The organism is Streptomyces sp. NPDC026515 (genome assembly GCF_055567595.1).
In genome coordinates, this window is record NZ_JBVHQD010000009.1 from 239,511 (window position 1) to 252,957 (window position 13,447).

Below are 13,447 nucleotides of genomic sequence, written 5' to 3' on the forward strand. Positions count from 1 at the left end.
CCGGCGGCGCATGCTCCCGTCCGGATAAGGCACTCTTGTCCCCGTGCCCGAACCCGTAACGCGCAAGTCCGACCCCTCGGCTCATGCAGTCCACCAGCACTCCGCGACCCTGAAGCGGCTGGAGCAGTCGTCCGGCAGCCTCGCCGCCCAGGCCATCGCGCGGATGGACGAGACCCTGCCGTGGTACCGGGCCATGCCCCCGGAGAACCGCTCCTGGATCGGGCTGGTCGCCCAGGCGGGTATCGCGGCCTTCACCGAGTGGTTCCGGCACCCCGACGCACCCCAGGCCATCTCCACCGACGTCTTCGGGACCGCCCCGCGCGAGCTGACCCGGGCGATCACGCTGCGGCAGACCGTGGAGATGGTGCGCACGACGATCGAGGTCATGGAGAGCGCCATCGACGAGGTGGCGGCCCCCGGCGACGAGAGCGTGCTGCGCGAGGCGCTGCTGGTCTACGCCCGGGAGATCGCCTTCGCCACCGCCCAGGTGTACGCGCAGGCCGCCGAGGCACGGGGTGCCTGGGACGCCCGGCTGGAGTCGCTGGTGGTCAACGCGGTGCTGAGCGGGGAGGCGGACGAGGGCGCGGTGAGCAGGGCGGCCGCGCTGGGCTGGAACTCTCCCGAGCACGTGTGCGTCGTGCTCGGTACCGCGCCCGACGGGGACAGCGAGCTGACCGTGGAGGCGATCCGGCGGGCCGCCCGGCACGCCAAGCTGCAGGTGCTCACCGGGGTGCTCGGGGACCGGCTCGTGGTCATCGCGGGCGGCAACGACAACCCGCTGGCCGTGGCCAAGTCGCTGATCGGGCCCTATGCCGCCGGGCCGGTGGTCGCGGGGCCCGTCGTACCCGATCTGCTGGCCGCCACCCGGTCCGCGCAGGCCGCCGCCGCGGGGCTGAAGGCCTGTTCCGCCTGGCAGGACGCACCGCGGCCGGTGCTGGCGGACGATCTGCTTCCGGAGCGCGCCATGGCGGGCGATCCGGGCGCGCGCGAGCAGCTGGTGGAGGAGATCTACAGACCGCTGGAAGAAGCGGGCTCGGCGCTGCTGGAAACACTGAGCGTCTATCTGGAACAGGCCAGCAGCCTGGAGGGCGCGGCCCGAATGCTCTTCGTTCACCCGAACACCGTGCGCTACCGGCTCCGACGTGTGACTGACGTCACCGGATGGTCGCCCTCGGATGTACGATCCGCCTTCACGCTGCGGATCGCACTGATCCTGGGGCGTCTGGTCGATGGAGATCCCCAGCCATAGGATTTTGTCGGGGGTCCACAAAACCCCCTCGTGTTCTTCGTCCCTGTCCCCACGGGCGGCCGTGGGGCTCCCCAAGAGAGAGTGTGAGAGTGCTCGTACTCGTCGCTCCCGGCCAGGGCGCCCAGACGCCTGGCTTCCTGACCCCCTGGCTCGAACTCCCCGGTGCCCAGGACCGTTTGCGTGAATGGTCCGACGTCATCGGGCTCGATCTGGTGCACTACGGCACGAACGCCGACGCGGACGAGATCCGGGACACCGCGATCGCGCAGCCGCTGCTCGTCGCCGCCGGCCTCCTGTCCGGCACGGCACTCGGTGCCATTGCGGACATCGCGCCGGGCGCGGTCGCGGGGCACAGCGTCGGTGAGATCACCGCCGCCGCCTTCGCGGGCGTCCTGACCGACGTCGAGGCGCTGAGCCTGGTCCGCAAGCGCGGTCTGGCGATGGCCGAGGCCGCCGCGATCACCCGGACCGGCATGTCGGCGCTGCTCGGCGGCGACCCGGACGTCTCGGTCGCGCACCTGGAGAAGCTGGGCCTGACCCCGGCGAACATCAACGGCGCGGGGCAGATCGTCGCCGCGGGCACGCTGGAGCAGCTCGCCGCGCTGAACGAGGACAAGCCCGAGGGCGTCCGCAAGGTCGTCGCCCTCAAGGTCGCCGGCGCCTTCCACACGCACCACATGGCCCCCGCCGTCGACACGCTGGCCGAGGCCGCCGCCAAGCTCGCGCCCGCCGACCCGAAGCTCACCTACGTCTCCAACCGGGACGGGCGCGCCGTCGCCTCCGGCGGCGAGATCGTGGAGCGGCTGGTCGGGCAGGTCGCCAACCCGGTCCGCTGGGACCTGTGCATGGAGACCTTCAAGGAGCTCGGCGTGACCGCCCTCCTGGAGGTGTGCCCCGGCGGCACCCTGACCGGCCTGGCCAAGCGCGCGCTGCCCGGCGTGAAGACGCTCGCCCTGAAGACCCCCGACGACCTCGACGCGGCCCGCGAGCTCATCGCCGAGCACAGCTGAAATTAGGAGCCCACAGCGATGTCGAAGATCAAGCCCAGCAAGGGTGCCCCGTACGCGCGCATCCTCGGCGTCGGCGGCTACCGCCCGACCCGCGTGGTGCCCAACGAGGTGATCCTGGAGACGATCGACTCGTCCGACGAGTGGATCCGGTCGCGTTCCGGCATCGAGACCCGGCACTGGGCGAGCCCCGAGGAGACGGTCGCCGCGATGTCCATCGAGGCGTCCGGCAAGGCGATCGCGGACGCGGGCATCTCCGCCGAGCAGATCGGCGCCGTGGTCGTCTCGACGGTCTCGCACTTCAGCCAGACTCCGGCCGTGGCGACCGAGATCGCCGACCGGCTCGGCACGAACAAGGCCGCCGCCTTCGACATCTCCGCCGGCTGCGCGGGCTTCGGCTACGGCCTCACCCTCGCCAAGGGCATGGTGGTGGAGGGTTCCGCCGAGTACGTGCTCGTCATCGGCGTGGAGCGGCTCAGCGACCTGACGGACCTGGAGGACCGGGCCACGGCCTTCCTGTTCGGCGACGGCGCGGGCGCGGTCGTGGTCGGCCCCTCGCAGGAGCCGGCGATCGGCCCGACCGTGTGGGGCTCCGAGGGCGACAAGTCGGAGACCATCAAGCAGACCGTCCCGTGGGACCGTTTCCGGATCGGTGACGTGTCGGAGCTCCCGCTGGACAGCCAGGGCAACGTCAAGTTCCCGGCGATCACGCAGGAGGGCCAGGCGGTGTTCCGCTGGGCCGTGTTCGAGATGGCGAAGGTCGCCCAGCAGGCGCTGGACGCGGCCGGAATCAGCGCGGACGACCTGGACGTCTTCATCCCGCACCAGGCCAATGTGCGGATCATCGACTCGATGGTGAAGACTCTCAAGCTGCCGGAGCACGTCACGGTCGCCCGTGACATCCGCACCACCGGCAACACCTCGGCCGCCTCGATCCCGCTCGCGATGGAGCGGCTCCTGGCGACCGGCGAGGCGAAGAGCGGCGACACCGCGCTCGTCATCGGGTTCGGGGCGGGTCTCGTCTACGCCGCCACTGTCGTTACCCTCCCCTAGGCACTCCGTGCCGGATCATGCGTCCGGTACCGGAACCGCCGCCAGCAACACCGCAGCAACCGTCTGGAACATCTAAGAAGGAGCGCCTGACATGGCCGCCACTGAGAAGGAGATCGTCGACGGTCTCGCCGAGATCGTGAACGAGATCGCCGGGATCCCCGTGGAGGACGTCCAGCTGGACAAGTCCTTCACCGACGACCTGGACGTCGACTCGCTGTCCATGGTCGAGGTCGTCGTCGCCGCCGAAGAGCGCTTCGACGTCAAGATCCCGGACGAGGACGTCAAGAACCTGAAGACCGTCGGGGACGCCACGAACTACATCCTCACGCACCAGGCCTGAGACGTTCACTAGTCTCCGGCTGTAATGCCCCGCCACCCGGCGGTGGCGCCGTCGAATCCCGTATCCGTTGGAGAAAGAATTCCCGTGAGCCCGACCAATCGCACCGTGGTCGTCACCGGTATCGGCGCAACCACACCGCTGGGTGGCGACGCAGCTTCGTTCTGGGAGGCCCTGACCGCCGGCAAGTCCGGTGTCCGCCTCCTGGAGCAGGACTGGGCGGCCGAGCTGCCCGTCCGTATCGCGGCGCAGATCGCCGTCGAACCGGGCGAGATCATCCCGCGCCCGCAGGCCCGCAAGCTGGACCGGTCCGCGCAGTTCGCGCTGATCGCCGCCCAGGAGGCCTGGAAGGACGCCGGCTTCACCGCCAAGGCCGGTGAGGACGCGTCCGCCAACCCCGACCGGGTCGGCGCCGTGATCGCCTCGGGCATCGGCGGCGTCACGACCCTGCTCGACCAGTACGACGTGCTCAAGGAGAAGGGCGTTCGCCGCGTCTCCCCGCACACCGTGCCGATGCTGATGCCCAACTCGCCGGCCGCCAACGTCGGTATCGAGCTGGGTGCGCGGGCCGGTGTGCACACGCCCGTGTCGGCCTGCGCCTCCGGCGCCGAGGCCATCGGGTACGCCATCGAGATGATCCGCACCGGGCGTGCGGACATCGTCGTGGCCGGCGGCACGGAGGCGGCGATCCACCCGCTGCCGATCGTCGCGTTCGGCAACATGATGGCGATGTCCAAGAACAACGACGACCCCGAGGGCGCGTCGCGTCCCTACGACTCAGGCCGTGACGGCTTCGTCCTCGGTGAGGGCGCGGGCGTGATCGTCCTGGAGTCCGAGGAACACGCGAAGGCGCGCGGAGCGCGCATCTACGTCGAGGCGGTCGGGCAGGGCATCTCCGCCGACGCGCACCACATCACGCAGCCGGAGCCGTCGGGCAACGGCATCGCGCACGCGCTGCAGAACCTGCTCGACAACACGGATCTGAAGCCGGCCGAGATCGTGCACGTCAACGCGCACGCGACGTCGACGCCGCAGGGTGACGTGGCCGAGATCAAGGCGCTGCGCAAGGTGTTCGGCGACGACGTCGACCACATGGCCATCTCGGCGACCAAGTCGATGACGGGTCACCTGCTGGGTGGCGCCGGTGGTATCGAGACGGTCGCGTCGATCCTGGCGCTGGTCACCCGTACGGCTCCGCCGACCATCAACCTGGACAACCTCGACCCCGAGGTCAACGCGGACGTGGTGGCGGGCAAGGCGCGTCAGCTGCCCGAGGGGCGGATCGCCGTGCTGAACGACTCGTTCGGGTTCGGTGGCCACAACGTGGCGCTGGCGTTCCGGACGATCTGACTGAGGCCGTTCTGAAAGCTGTGGCCCGGACTCCGTGACGGAGTCCGGGCCACCGTGCGTCATGCCGTCGGCCGACCGCCGTCAGACCACCTGGTGGAGCCAGCGGACCGGCGCGCCCTCGCCCGCGTAGCGGAACGGCTCCAGTTCGTCGTCCCATGGCTTGCCGAGGAGTTTGGCGATCTCGGCCTCCAGGTCGGTCTCCCCGCGCTGTGAGCGGGTCATCGCGGCCCTCAGACGGTCCTCCGGGATCAGGATGTCGCCGTGGATCCCGGTGACCGCGTGGAAGATGCCGAGATCGGGCGTGCAGCTGTACCGCTCGCCCTCGGCCTTGGCGCAGGGCTCGGCCGTGACCTCGAAGCGCAGCAGGTGCCAGCCGCGCAGCGCGGAGGCCAGTTTGGAGGCCGTGCCGACCTCGCCCTGCCAGGAGAACTCGGAGCGCCAGGTGCCGGGGGCGGCCGGCTGGCGGATCCAGTCGAGGTTGACGCGCGTGCCTAGCACCCCGGCGACGGCCCACTCGACGTGCGGGCACAGCGCGCGCGGCGCGGAGTGCACGTACAGAACTCCACGTGTCGTCACCGGAACCTCCGGGCAGAGCGGGACATCTTGCTGGCTGGCTGGCGGCCGTGACACGACGGCCGCGTTGATGGCGAGGCTACCGTGCGGCGACGCAAGGAGTGTGACGTACCGTCGGTCCCACTGCCAGGAAACCCCTGCCATTCACCCAGGGGGACGCTTGTACGGGGGCGGACCGTTGCAGGGCGGGGGGCGGGAACTCCCGTGCGTTGTTATGGAGGGGGACGAACCAGTCGACGGAGAGGACCAGCGGGGTATGCGCAAGCAGCGGCGCCGGCGTTCGCGTGCCCTGATCGGTGTGGTCGCCGCGGCCGCCGCGCTGGCGCTGGCCGGGTGCGACGTGATCGGCGGCTCGTCGCCGGGGGGCGAGGGCGGACGGAAGCAGGCCCCCCGGGCCGTGCCGGTGTGGGACCGCAGCCCGGCCTCGATCGCGGCCGTCGGCGACTCCATCACCCGTGGTTTCGACGCGTGCACGGTGCTCTCGGACTGCCCGGAGGTGTCCTGGGCGACCGGCACCAGCGAGCAGGTGGACAGCCTGGCGGTGCGGCTGCTGGGGCGGGCGAGGGCGGCGGACCACAGCTGGAACTACGCGGTGACCGGGGCCCGGATGGCGGACCTGTCCGGGCAGATGGCGGACGCGGTGGTGCGCAGGCCGCAGTTGGTGACGGTGATGGCGGGGGCGAACGACGCCTGCCGTACGTCGGTGTCCGCGATGACGTCCGTGACGGCCTTCCGTGCCCAGTTCGAGGACGCCCTGGGCACGCTGCGCAAGTCGCTGCCGAAGACTCAGGTGTACGTGTCGAGCGTGCCGAACCTGAAGCGGCTGTGGTCGCAGGGGCGGAGCAGTCCGCTGGGCAAGCAGATCTGGAAGCTGGGCATCTGCCCGTCGATGCTGGGCGACGCGGACAACCTGACCGGTGCGGCGACCCTGCGCCGGGACCGGGTGCAGCAGCGGGTCGAGGACTACAACAAGGTGCTGGCGGAGGTCTGCGCCAAGGACCGGCGGTGCCGGTTCGACGGCGGGGCCGTGTACGAGTACCGCTTCGGCACGGATCAGCTGAGTCACTGGGACTGGTTCCACCCGAGCACCAACGGTCAGTCGAAGCTCGCGGCGATCGCCTACCGGACCATCACGGCGGCGAACCCGGTGGACTAGACCCTTGGCTTAGGGTTTCCCTCATGAGCGAACTTTTCGGCACACTTTCCGACGGCACCGAGGTGCACCGCTGGACGCTGGAGCGCGCGGGGACCCGGGTGCGGATCCTGTCGTACGGCGGAATCGTGCAGTCGGTCGAGGTCCCGGACCGGGACGGTCGGACGGCGGACGTGGTGCTGGGGTTCAGCGGCCTGGACGGCTACCTGGACCACCCGGGCCCGTACTTCGGCGCCCTGGTCGGCCGCTACGCCAACCGGATCGCGCAGGCCCGCTTCCCGCTGGACGGCGTGACCTACGCCCTGGAGCCGAACAACGGGCCCAACTCCCTGCACGGCGGGGTCAGCGGCTTCGACAAGCGGGTGTGGGACGTGGCGGCCGTCGAGCACGGGGTACGGCTGACCCGGGTGAGCCCGCACGGGGAGGAGGGCTTCCCGGGGCGGCTGGAGCTCGCGGTGACGTACACGCTGGACGCGTCCGGCGCACTGCGCATCTCCTACGAGGCGGTCACCGACGCGCCGACCGTCGTGAACCTCACCAACCACGGCTACTTCAACCTCGCGGGCTCCGGGAACGCGGGCGGCCATGAACTGCGGATCGCCGCCTCCCGGTACACGCCCGTCGACGGTGACCTGATCCCGACCGGGGTCCTGGCCGACGTCTCCGGCTCGCGTTTCGACTTCCGTACGGCCCGCAAGGTGGGCTCCGGCTACGACCACAACCTGGTCCTCGACAAGGGCGTCACCGGCTCCCCCGCCGAGATCGCCGAGCTGCACGACCCGGGCTCCGGCCGCACCCTGACCGTGGCCACCACCGAACCCGGCGTCCAGCTCTACACCGCCGAGCACCTGAGCGGCCCGTTCGCCCCGGGCGACGGCATCGCCCTGGAGACCCAGCACTTCCCGGACTCCCCCAACCGCCCGGAGTTCCCGAGCACCCGCCTGGACCCGGGCGCGGTGTACCGCTCGGAGACGGTGTACGGCTTCGGGGTACGGGACTGACCGGACAACCGCAAGCCCCGGTCCAGGGGTCAGGTCCCGGACCGGGGCTGCTCAGGGGGGACGGGTCCCGGCTCAGACCCTAGCCGCGGCCGGGAGCCGGCGGCCGGTGATCGCCCACCCCACAGCTATCCCGTACGAACCCTTCACAAACACGCCCGCCGGCCGTCGCTCCGTCCGGACCCGCCGGAATGCGGCCCGGTCGCGCCCCGGGGCGTGGACCGTCCCGCGCCCCACAGGCGATACTGCGGCCCGAACGGCACCACGCACCCCACTGCGACGGAAGGCCATCTCCCGTGAATTCGCTGCGTGTTCGGATCGGTGTTCTTGGAATCGCCCTGCTGGCCGGGGCGCTCGCCCCGGGCGCCGCTCACGCGGCCACCGCGCCCTCCCCGACCGTCGAGGAGCAGCGGCTGGACCTGGCCGTGCCGCAGGAGATACTGCGGCGGTCCGGGTTCGACTCCGTGGCGCCGGAGTTCGCCCGGGCGCTCGGCGGGGCGCGCTCGTACGCCCAGGCCCGGCGGATCGCCGTACGGGACGGGTCCGCGTTGTGGCGGCGGGCCGTGGACCGGGCTCAGGGGCGGGGGCCGGTCTCGGGCGACCTCAGCCGGGACGACGACCGGCCGCTGTACTGGGCGCGGCTCGGGATGACCCGGGACGTGCGCACCTGGGAGCCGGGGTTCGGGCTGAGCGGGCGGCAGCGCGCGGCGCTGCTCGACGTCCTGGAGCGGACCTCGCGCGGGCAGACCGGCATCCGGTATCCCGGCAAGGGCGAGCGGCGGATCCTGGTCACCGGCTTCGACCCCTTCACGCTCGACCGGGACATCCGGATCTCCAACCCGTCCGGGGCGAGCGCGCTGGCCCTGGACGGTACGGTCGTACGGACCGCGCGGGGACCCGCACGGGTGGAGACGGCCGTCTTCCCGGTGCGCTGGGACGACTTCGCGCGGGGGACCGTGGAGCGGACGCTGCGGCCGTACCTGCCGACGGTGGACCTGTTCACGACCGTGAGCCAGGGGCGGGTCGGGAGGTTCGACGTGGAGCGGACCAACGGGGCCTGGCGGGGCGGGTTCCCCGACAACGACAACGTGAGCCGGACGGAGACCGTCCCGGTCGCCGACCCGGCCTCGCAGCCGCAGTGGACGACCACGACCCTGCCGTACGCGGCGATCACGGCGGCGCGGACCGGGCGGTTCCCGGTGTACGACCACACCGAGGTCACCGAGATCCCCGCGGGCGGCACGGAGGCCGTCGTACGGGCGGACGGGCCCACTCCCGGGTCCACGGCACGGGCCGGGGGCGGCGGGGACTACCTGTCCAACGAGATCGCCTACCGGGCCACCCTGCTGCGCGACCGGCTGGGGCTGCACGACGGCCTGCCCGGCGGGCACGTGCACACGCCGGTGCTGCAGTTCGGCGCCGGGAACACCACCGAGGTGACCGATCCGGAGTTCGTGCGCAACCGGGTGGACATCATCGACCAGGTGCGGGCGATCGTGACCGTGGCGGCGGACGCGGGCTTCAGGAAGTGATCCGCCGGTCCCGGTCCCGGTCCGGGTCCTGATCCGGGTCCTCCTGCGCCGTCTCCTCGCCCAGCAGGTCGCGGGCGAGGAGGGTGGCGCCCGCGACCGCGCCCGGCATCAGGAAGACCGCGACGAAGGGGACCAGGAAGGCGAGGCCCAGCGGGGTGCCGAAGCCCCACACCAGGGTCTTGCGGGAGCGCAGCAGGGTGAGCCGGGCCCGCAGGTCGACGCCCCGGCGCTGGAGGGCGACGGCGGCGAGTTCCTCGGTGAGGAAGAAGCCGGTCACGAAGAAGCCGACGACCGGTACGACGGTCTGCCCGGCGAGGGGCAGGAAGCCGAGGGCGAACAGCAGCAGGCCCCACAGGCCGGCCCGGAGCAGGACGCGCAGGCTGTCGCGGGCCGAGATCCACAGCTCGCGCCAGAACGGCAGTCCGGACTCGGGCGCGGTGCCGTCCGGCGAGACGTCCGCGTCGACCTTCTCGGAGAGGCTCTCGTAGAAGGGCTGGCCTATCAGCAGCGTGACGGCGGTGAAGGTGAGGACGGCGAGCAGCAGGCCGAGGGCGAAGAGCACGGCGGTGAGGAAGCCGCGGAAGAGGCCGGGCCAGGGGCTGGACCAGTCGTCGGCGAACGGGGTGGCCCAGGCGACGAAGTCCTCCCCCCACAGCGCGAGGGCGACCAGCGCCGCCGCGTAGAGGACGAGGGCGATCAGGCCGGGCAGCAGACCGAAACCGTACTGCTTGCCGTGCCGGCCGACCCACCGCTGGCCCTTGAGCAGATATCCGAAGCCCACCCCGAGATCACGCATGGCGAAAACTTTACCGGTGCCGTCCCGGGGCACCGTGGGGGCATGGATCCACCGGGACAGTGATGACCCGAACACCTCTTTGGCCACTGTTGAGTCGAACGGGTGCATCCCGCCGTACCGCTTCTCAGGAACCACAGGACAGGGCGTTGTTCACCATGGCAGCTGCTTGCGGCGGCTGGGTTGAGGAGAGCGGATGACGCAGGAGATCACCGTCCGGGGCACGGTCGCGGAGGGCTTCGAGGCGGTGCGCGAGGAGTTCGCCGCCTTCGTCGCCGGTGAACCGGCCGACTACGAGGGACAGTTGTGTGCGTACGTGCACGGCCGGCGGGTCGTCGACCTGTGGGCCGGCGAGGGGGCCGACGGGGACTCCCTCTACGGCGTGTTCTCGTCCACCAAGGGCGCCGCCCACCTGGTCGTGGCCATGCTGGTGCAGGACGGCACGCTGGAGCTGGACCGTAAAGTCACCTACTACTGGCCGGAGTTCGCCGCCGAGGGCAAGGGCACGCTGACCCTGCGGGACCTGGCGGCGCACCGGGCGGGTCTGGTCGGCACCGACACCGGGTTCAGCCCCCAGGAACTGGCCGACGACCGGGCGATGGCCGAACGCCTGGCCGACCAGCGGCCGTTCTGGCGCCCAGGCACCGCCTTCGGCTACCACGCCCTCGTCATCGGGGCCCTCACCGGCGAGGTCGTACGGCGGGCGACCGGCCGTACCCTCCAGGACGTGTACGAGGAGCGGGTCCGGGCACCGTACGGCCTCGGCTTCTTCCTGGGCCTGCCGGCCGCGCACGAGCCGCGCTTCCGCACGGCCCTGCCGATGCGGCCGACGTCCGAGCAGCAGGCGCTGCTCGACGCCCTTGCGCCCGGCCCGCGGACCCTCCCGGGGATCGCCTTCAACGAGCACGCCGCCGAGCCCGTGGACCTGGCGGCCCTGCCCAACGACCCGCGGGTCCGTGCCCGGGGCCCGGCCTCCTTCGGCGGGGTGGCGTCGGCGCGCGGCCTGGCCGGGATGTACGCGGCGCTGCTCAGCGAGATCGACGGCAAGGCGGCGCTGCTGAAGGAGGACACGGTCGCGGAGTTCGGCCAGTTCCACTCGGTGGGGTACGACCTGGTGGCGCGCACCCACAAGTCGTACGGCCTGGGCTTCCAGGCGACGGCGGACACCTGGCACCCGTTCCTCGGCGCGGGCACGATCGGCCACAGCGGCGCGGCGGGCTCCCAGGCGTTCGCCGACCCGCGCAGCGGGGTCGCCTACGGCTACACGAGACGACGGTTCGCGTTCCCGGGCGGAGCGGCCCCCGAGAACGACCGGCTGGCAAAGGCAGTGCACCGGGCGGCGCTCGAAACCCGCTGAGCGCGACCCGCCTGGGGCGTGTTGCGAAAGTCCCGTCGTTCGCCCGGAGGGCGGGCCGTGCGGCGTCGGGTGCGTGCTCCCGGCGTGCCGGGCGGAAGTCCTCGTACGGGATGTACTCGGGCTTTCGCCCGCCGCGGCGAGCGTGCGTGCACGGCGTCGCACGGCAGACGGGACTTCCGCAACACGCCCCAGGGGCGCGGGCAACCGCGCGACCAGCCGCAACGCGCCCGCACCCGGCAGACGAGAGGCCGCACCCCACGTCCAGGGGTGCGGCCCCCGCACCACACCAACGACAATCGTCAGACCAGCGTCACGCTGATGTTCCCGCGACCCCGAGCGCCCCCTGGAAGCACGCGCTGTACCCCGCGGCGAACAGCTGTTCCGGGTTGGTCCCGGATCCGCTGCCGCCCATCTCCTTCGGCGGGTTCACTGCGCCGTCGAGCCGGCCGTCGCCGGTTTCGGAAGGAAGTTACCGCATACCGGAAAGGGTGGCAGCAGCCCTACAGCTTGACGATCATCTTCCCGGTGTTGTCGCCGCGCAGGACCCCGAGGAACGCCTCCAGGTTGTTCTCGATGCCCTCGACGATCGTCTCGCGGTACTTCAGCCGCCCCGAGGCAACCCACGGGCCGACCTCGGCGATGAACTGCGGCTGCAGGTCGTAGTGGTCGCCCACCAGGAAGCCCTCGATCCGGCCGCGGGTCTGGATGAGACGGGCGAGGTTCCTCGGGCCGGGCGCGGGCTCGGTGTTGTTGTAGACGGAGATCATGCCGCAGACCGCGATCCGGCCGTTCCGGTTCAGCTGCCCGATGGCCGCCTCCAGGTGGTCGCCGCCCACGTTGTCGAAGTAGACGTCGACGCCGTCGGGCGCGGCCGCCCGCAGCTGCTCGCTGACGGAGCCGTTCTTGTAGTTGAAGGCCGCGTCGAAGCCGTACTCCTCGACCAGCAGCTTGACCTTCTCGTCGGAGCCGGCCGAGCCGATCACCCGCGAGGCGCCCTTGAGCTTGGCGATCTGGCCGACCTGGCTGCCGACCGCGCCGGCCGCGCCGGAGACGAAGACCGAGTCGCCCTCCTTGAAGGAGGCGGTGCGCAACAGGCCCGCGTAGGCGGTGAGGCCGGTCATGCCGAGGACACCGAGGTACGTCGACAGGGGCGCCGCCGCCGCGTCGACCTTGACCGCGTTCTTCGCGTCCATGACCGCGTACTCGCGCCAGCCGAAGAAGTGCAGGACGTGGTCGCCGGCCGCGATGCCCCCGGCGTTCGACTCGACGACCTCGCCGACCGCGCCGCCCTGCATGACCTTGCCCAGCTCGAAGGGGGCGGCATACGACTTGGCGGCACTCATCCGGCCGCGCATGTACGGGTCGACGGAGAGGTACTTGTTCCGCACGAGCACCTGCCCCTCACCCGGCGTCGGGACCTCCGCCTCGACCAGGGCGAAGTCCTCGGGCTTCGGCCAGCCGACGGGACGGCTCAGCAGGTGCCACTCGCGGTTGATCATGACAAGCGCCTTTCCTAATTACTTCAGTAACTGAAACAACCATGCTCCTTAATATTTCAGAATGTCAAGTAACGGGGTATTCTTGGGCGCATGTCGTCCTCACAGCCCAGCCCAGAGACCCGGCGCCCCGACGCCCTGACCTTCGAGGTCGTCGAGCTGATCGGGGATGTCGTGGCCCGTTTCTACGCGGACTACGAGGAGGCGGCGGGCGAGCACGCGCTCACCGGGGCGCAGGCGCGGCTGCTCAGCCTGCTCTCGCTGGAGCCGCTGCCGATGCGGAAGCTCGCGCAGAAGCTGAAGTGCGAGCCGTCGAACGTGACGGGGATCGTGGACCGGCTGGAGGCGCGGGGCCTCGCGGAGCGGCGGCCCGACCCGGCCGACCGCCGGGTGAAGCTGGCCGCGGCGACGGACGAGGGCCGCCGGGTCGCCCGCGACCTGCGCGACGGGCTGCGGTTCGCCCGCGAGCCGCTGGCGGGGCTGTCGGACGCCGAGCGGCTGTCGCTGCGGGACCTGCTGCGGCGGATGCTGGACGCCTAGACCTGCGTG

General features: G+C 71.4%; 13 protein-coding genes and 1 pseudogene. 10 read left to right on the forward strand and 4 right to left on the reverse strand.

Annotated features, from left to right (window positions below; all coding sequences use genetic code 11):
• The first annotated feature begins 43 nt into the window (after positions 1-43).
• From fasR to fabF, 5 genes are all read left to right on the forward strand, one after another.
• Positions 44-1,249, forward strand: a complete 1,206-nt coding sequence (gene fasR / locus ACZ4O3_RS20960; protein WP_362725252.1) for a fatty acid biosynthesis transcriptional regulator FasR — start codon at positions 44-46, stop codon at positions 1,247-1,249.
• An 89-nt stretch (positions 1,250-1,338) separates the two neighbouring features.
• The gene (locus tag ACZ4O3_RS20965) at positions 1,339-2,259 is read left to right on the forward strand and encodes an ACP S-malonyltransferase (protein WP_467723516.1); all 921 of its coding nucleotides are present in this window, start codon (positions 1,339-1,341) and stop codon (positions 2,257-2,259) included.
• An 18-nt stretch (positions 2,260-2,277) separates the two neighbouring features.
• Positions 2,278-3,309: a ketoacyl-ACP synthase III gene (locus ACZ4O3_RS20970; protein ID WP_362725258.1), complete on the forward strand. Its 1,032-nt coding sequence runs from the start codon at positions 2,278-2,280 to the stop codon at positions 3,307-3,309.
• A gap of 91 nt (positions 3,310-3,400) precedes the next feature.
• A complete protein-coding gene (locus ACZ4O3_RS20975) occupies positions 3,401-3,649 on the forward strand; it encodes an acyl carrier protein (RefSeq protein WP_351325400.1) in 249 nt (82 codons plus the stop codon).
• An 84-nt stretch (positions 3,650-3,733) separates the two neighbouring features.
• A complete protein-coding gene (fabF, locus tag ACZ4O3_RS20980; protein WP_384987668.1) occupies positions 3,734-4,996 on the forward strand; it encodes a beta-ketoacyl-ACP synthase II in 1,263 nt (420 codons plus the stop codon).
• Between the two features lie 81 nt (positions 4,997-5,077).
• Here the strand turns inward: fabF and ACZ4O3_RS20985 are convergent, their stop codons facing one another.
• Positions 5,078-5,572 carry a DUF3145 domain-containing protein gene (locus tag ACZ4O3_RS20985; RefSeq protein WP_123977426.1) on the reverse strand — a complete coding sequence of 165 codons (495 nt, stop codon included), beginning with the start codon at positions 5,570-5,572 and terminating at the stop codon, positions 5,078-5,080.
• 253 nt (positions 5,573-5,825) lie between these two features.
• On the opposite strand from ACZ4O3_RS20985, the gene ACZ4O3_RS20990 reads away from it, so the two are divergent.
• The 3 genes from ACZ4O3_RS20990 to ACZ4O3_RS21000 all read left to right on the forward strand — a co-directional run bounded on the left by ACZ4O3_RS20990 (position 5,826) and on the right by ACZ4O3_RS21000 (position 9,252).
• Entirely contained in the window at positions 5,826-6,725 is a 900-nt protein-coding gene (locus ACZ4O3_RS20990) for an SGNH/GDSL hydrolase family protein (protein WP_467723519.1), read from the forward strand.
• A gap of 23 nt (positions 6,726-6,748) precedes the next feature.
• The gene (locus ACZ4O3_RS20995; protein WP_362726263.1) at positions 6,749-7,723 is read left to right on the forward strand and encodes an aldose epimerase family protein; all 975 of its coding nucleotides are present in this window, start codon (positions 6,749-6,751) and stop codon (positions 7,721-7,723) included.
• Positions 7,724-8,016: 293 nt separating this feature from the next.
• Positions 8,017-9,252 (forward strand): pyroglutamyl-peptidase I, encoded by a 1,236-nt coding sequence (locus tag ACZ4O3_RS21000; RefSeq protein WP_467723521.1) that lies wholly within the window; start codon positions 8,017-8,019, stop codon positions 9,250-9,252.
• On the opposite strand, the gene ACZ4O3_RS21005 is transcribed toward ACZ4O3_RS21000, so the two are convergent.
• Positions 9,242-10,048, reverse strand: coding sequence for an EI24 domain-containing protein (locus tag ACZ4O3_RS21005; RefSeq protein WP_467723523.1), 807 nt, complete (start codon positions 10,046-10,048; stop codon positions 9,242-9,244). The genes ACZ4O3_RS21000 and ACZ4O3_RS21005 overlap by 11 nt on opposite strands.
• A gap of 193 nt (positions 10,049-10,241) precedes the next feature.
• Between ACZ4O3_RS21005 and ACZ4O3_RS21010 the strand changes: the two genes are divergently transcribed.
• On the forward strand, positions 10,242-11,402 hold the full coding sequence (locus ACZ4O3_RS21010; RefSeq protein WP_467723525.1) for a serine hydrolase domain-containing protein: 1,161 nt from the start codon (positions 10,242-10,244) through the stop codon (positions 11,400-11,402).
• A 328-nt stretch (positions 11,403-11,730) separates the two neighbouring features.
• Here ACZ4O3_RS21010 and ACZ4O3_RS21015 read toward each other — a convergent pair.
• Together ACZ4O3_RS21015 and ACZ4O3_RS21020 are read right to left on the reverse strand one after the other, a co-directional pair.
• A pseudogene (locus tag ACZ4O3_RS21015) lies at positions 11,731-11,859 on the reverse strand (organic hydroperoxide resistance protein); the annotation flags it as partial.
• A 43-nt stretch (positions 11,860-11,902) separates the two neighbouring features.
• Complete coding sequence (locus ACZ4O3_RS21020) at positions 11,903-12,901, reverse strand: NADP-dependent oxidoreductase (RefSeq protein WP_467723527.1); 999 nt, start codon at positions 12,899-12,901, stop codon at positions 11,903-11,905.
• 90 nt (positions 12,902-12,991) lie between these two features.
• Here ACZ4O3_RS21020 and ACZ4O3_RS21025 point away from each other — a divergent pair, with 90 nt between their 5' ends.
• Positions 12,992-13,438, forward strand: a complete 447-nt coding sequence (locus tag ACZ4O3_RS21025; RefSeq protein ID WP_362730414.1) for a MarR family winged helix-turn-helix transcriptional regulator — start codon at positions 12,992-12,994, stop codon at positions 13,436-13,438.
• Positions 13,439-13,447: the final 9 nt, after the last annotated feature.

Bases quoted from the DNA above. Each gene is read 5' to 3' on its own strand.
- ACZ4O3_RS21010 (WP_467723525.1), top strand. From the start codon at position 10,242: ATGACGCAGGAGATCACCGTCCGGGGCACGGTCGCGGAGGGCTTCGAG.
- ACZ4O3_RS21020 (WP_467723527.1), bottom strand. From the start codon at position 12,901: ATGATCAACCGCGAGTGGCACCTGCTGAGCCGTCCCGTCGGCTGGCCG.
- ACZ4O3_RS21025 (WP_362730414.1), top strand. From the start codon at position 12,992: ATGTCGTCCTCACAGCCCAGCCCAGAGACCCGGCGCCCCGACGCCCTG.
- ACZ4O3_RS20990 (WP_467723519.1), top strand. From the start codon at position 5,826: ATGCGCAAGCAGCGGCGCCGGCGTTCGCGTGCCCTGATCGGTGTGGTC.
- ACZ4O3_RS20975 (WP_351325400.1), top strand. From the start codon at position 3,401: ATGGCCGCCACTGAGAAGGAGATCGTCGACGGTCTCGCCGAGATCGTG.
- ACZ4O3_RS21005 (WP_467723523.1), bottom strand. From the start codon at position 10,048: ATGCGTGATCTCGGGGTGGGCTTCGGATATCTGCTCAAGGGCCAGCGG.
- ACZ4O3_RS20995 (WP_362726263.1), top strand. From the start codon at position 6,749: ATGAGCGAACTTTTCGGCACACTTTCCGACGGCACCGAGGTGCACCGC.
- ACZ4O3_RS20970 (WP_362725258.1), top strand. From the start codon at position 2,278: ATGTCGAAGATCAAGCCCAGCAAGGGTGCCCCGTACGCGCGCATCCTC.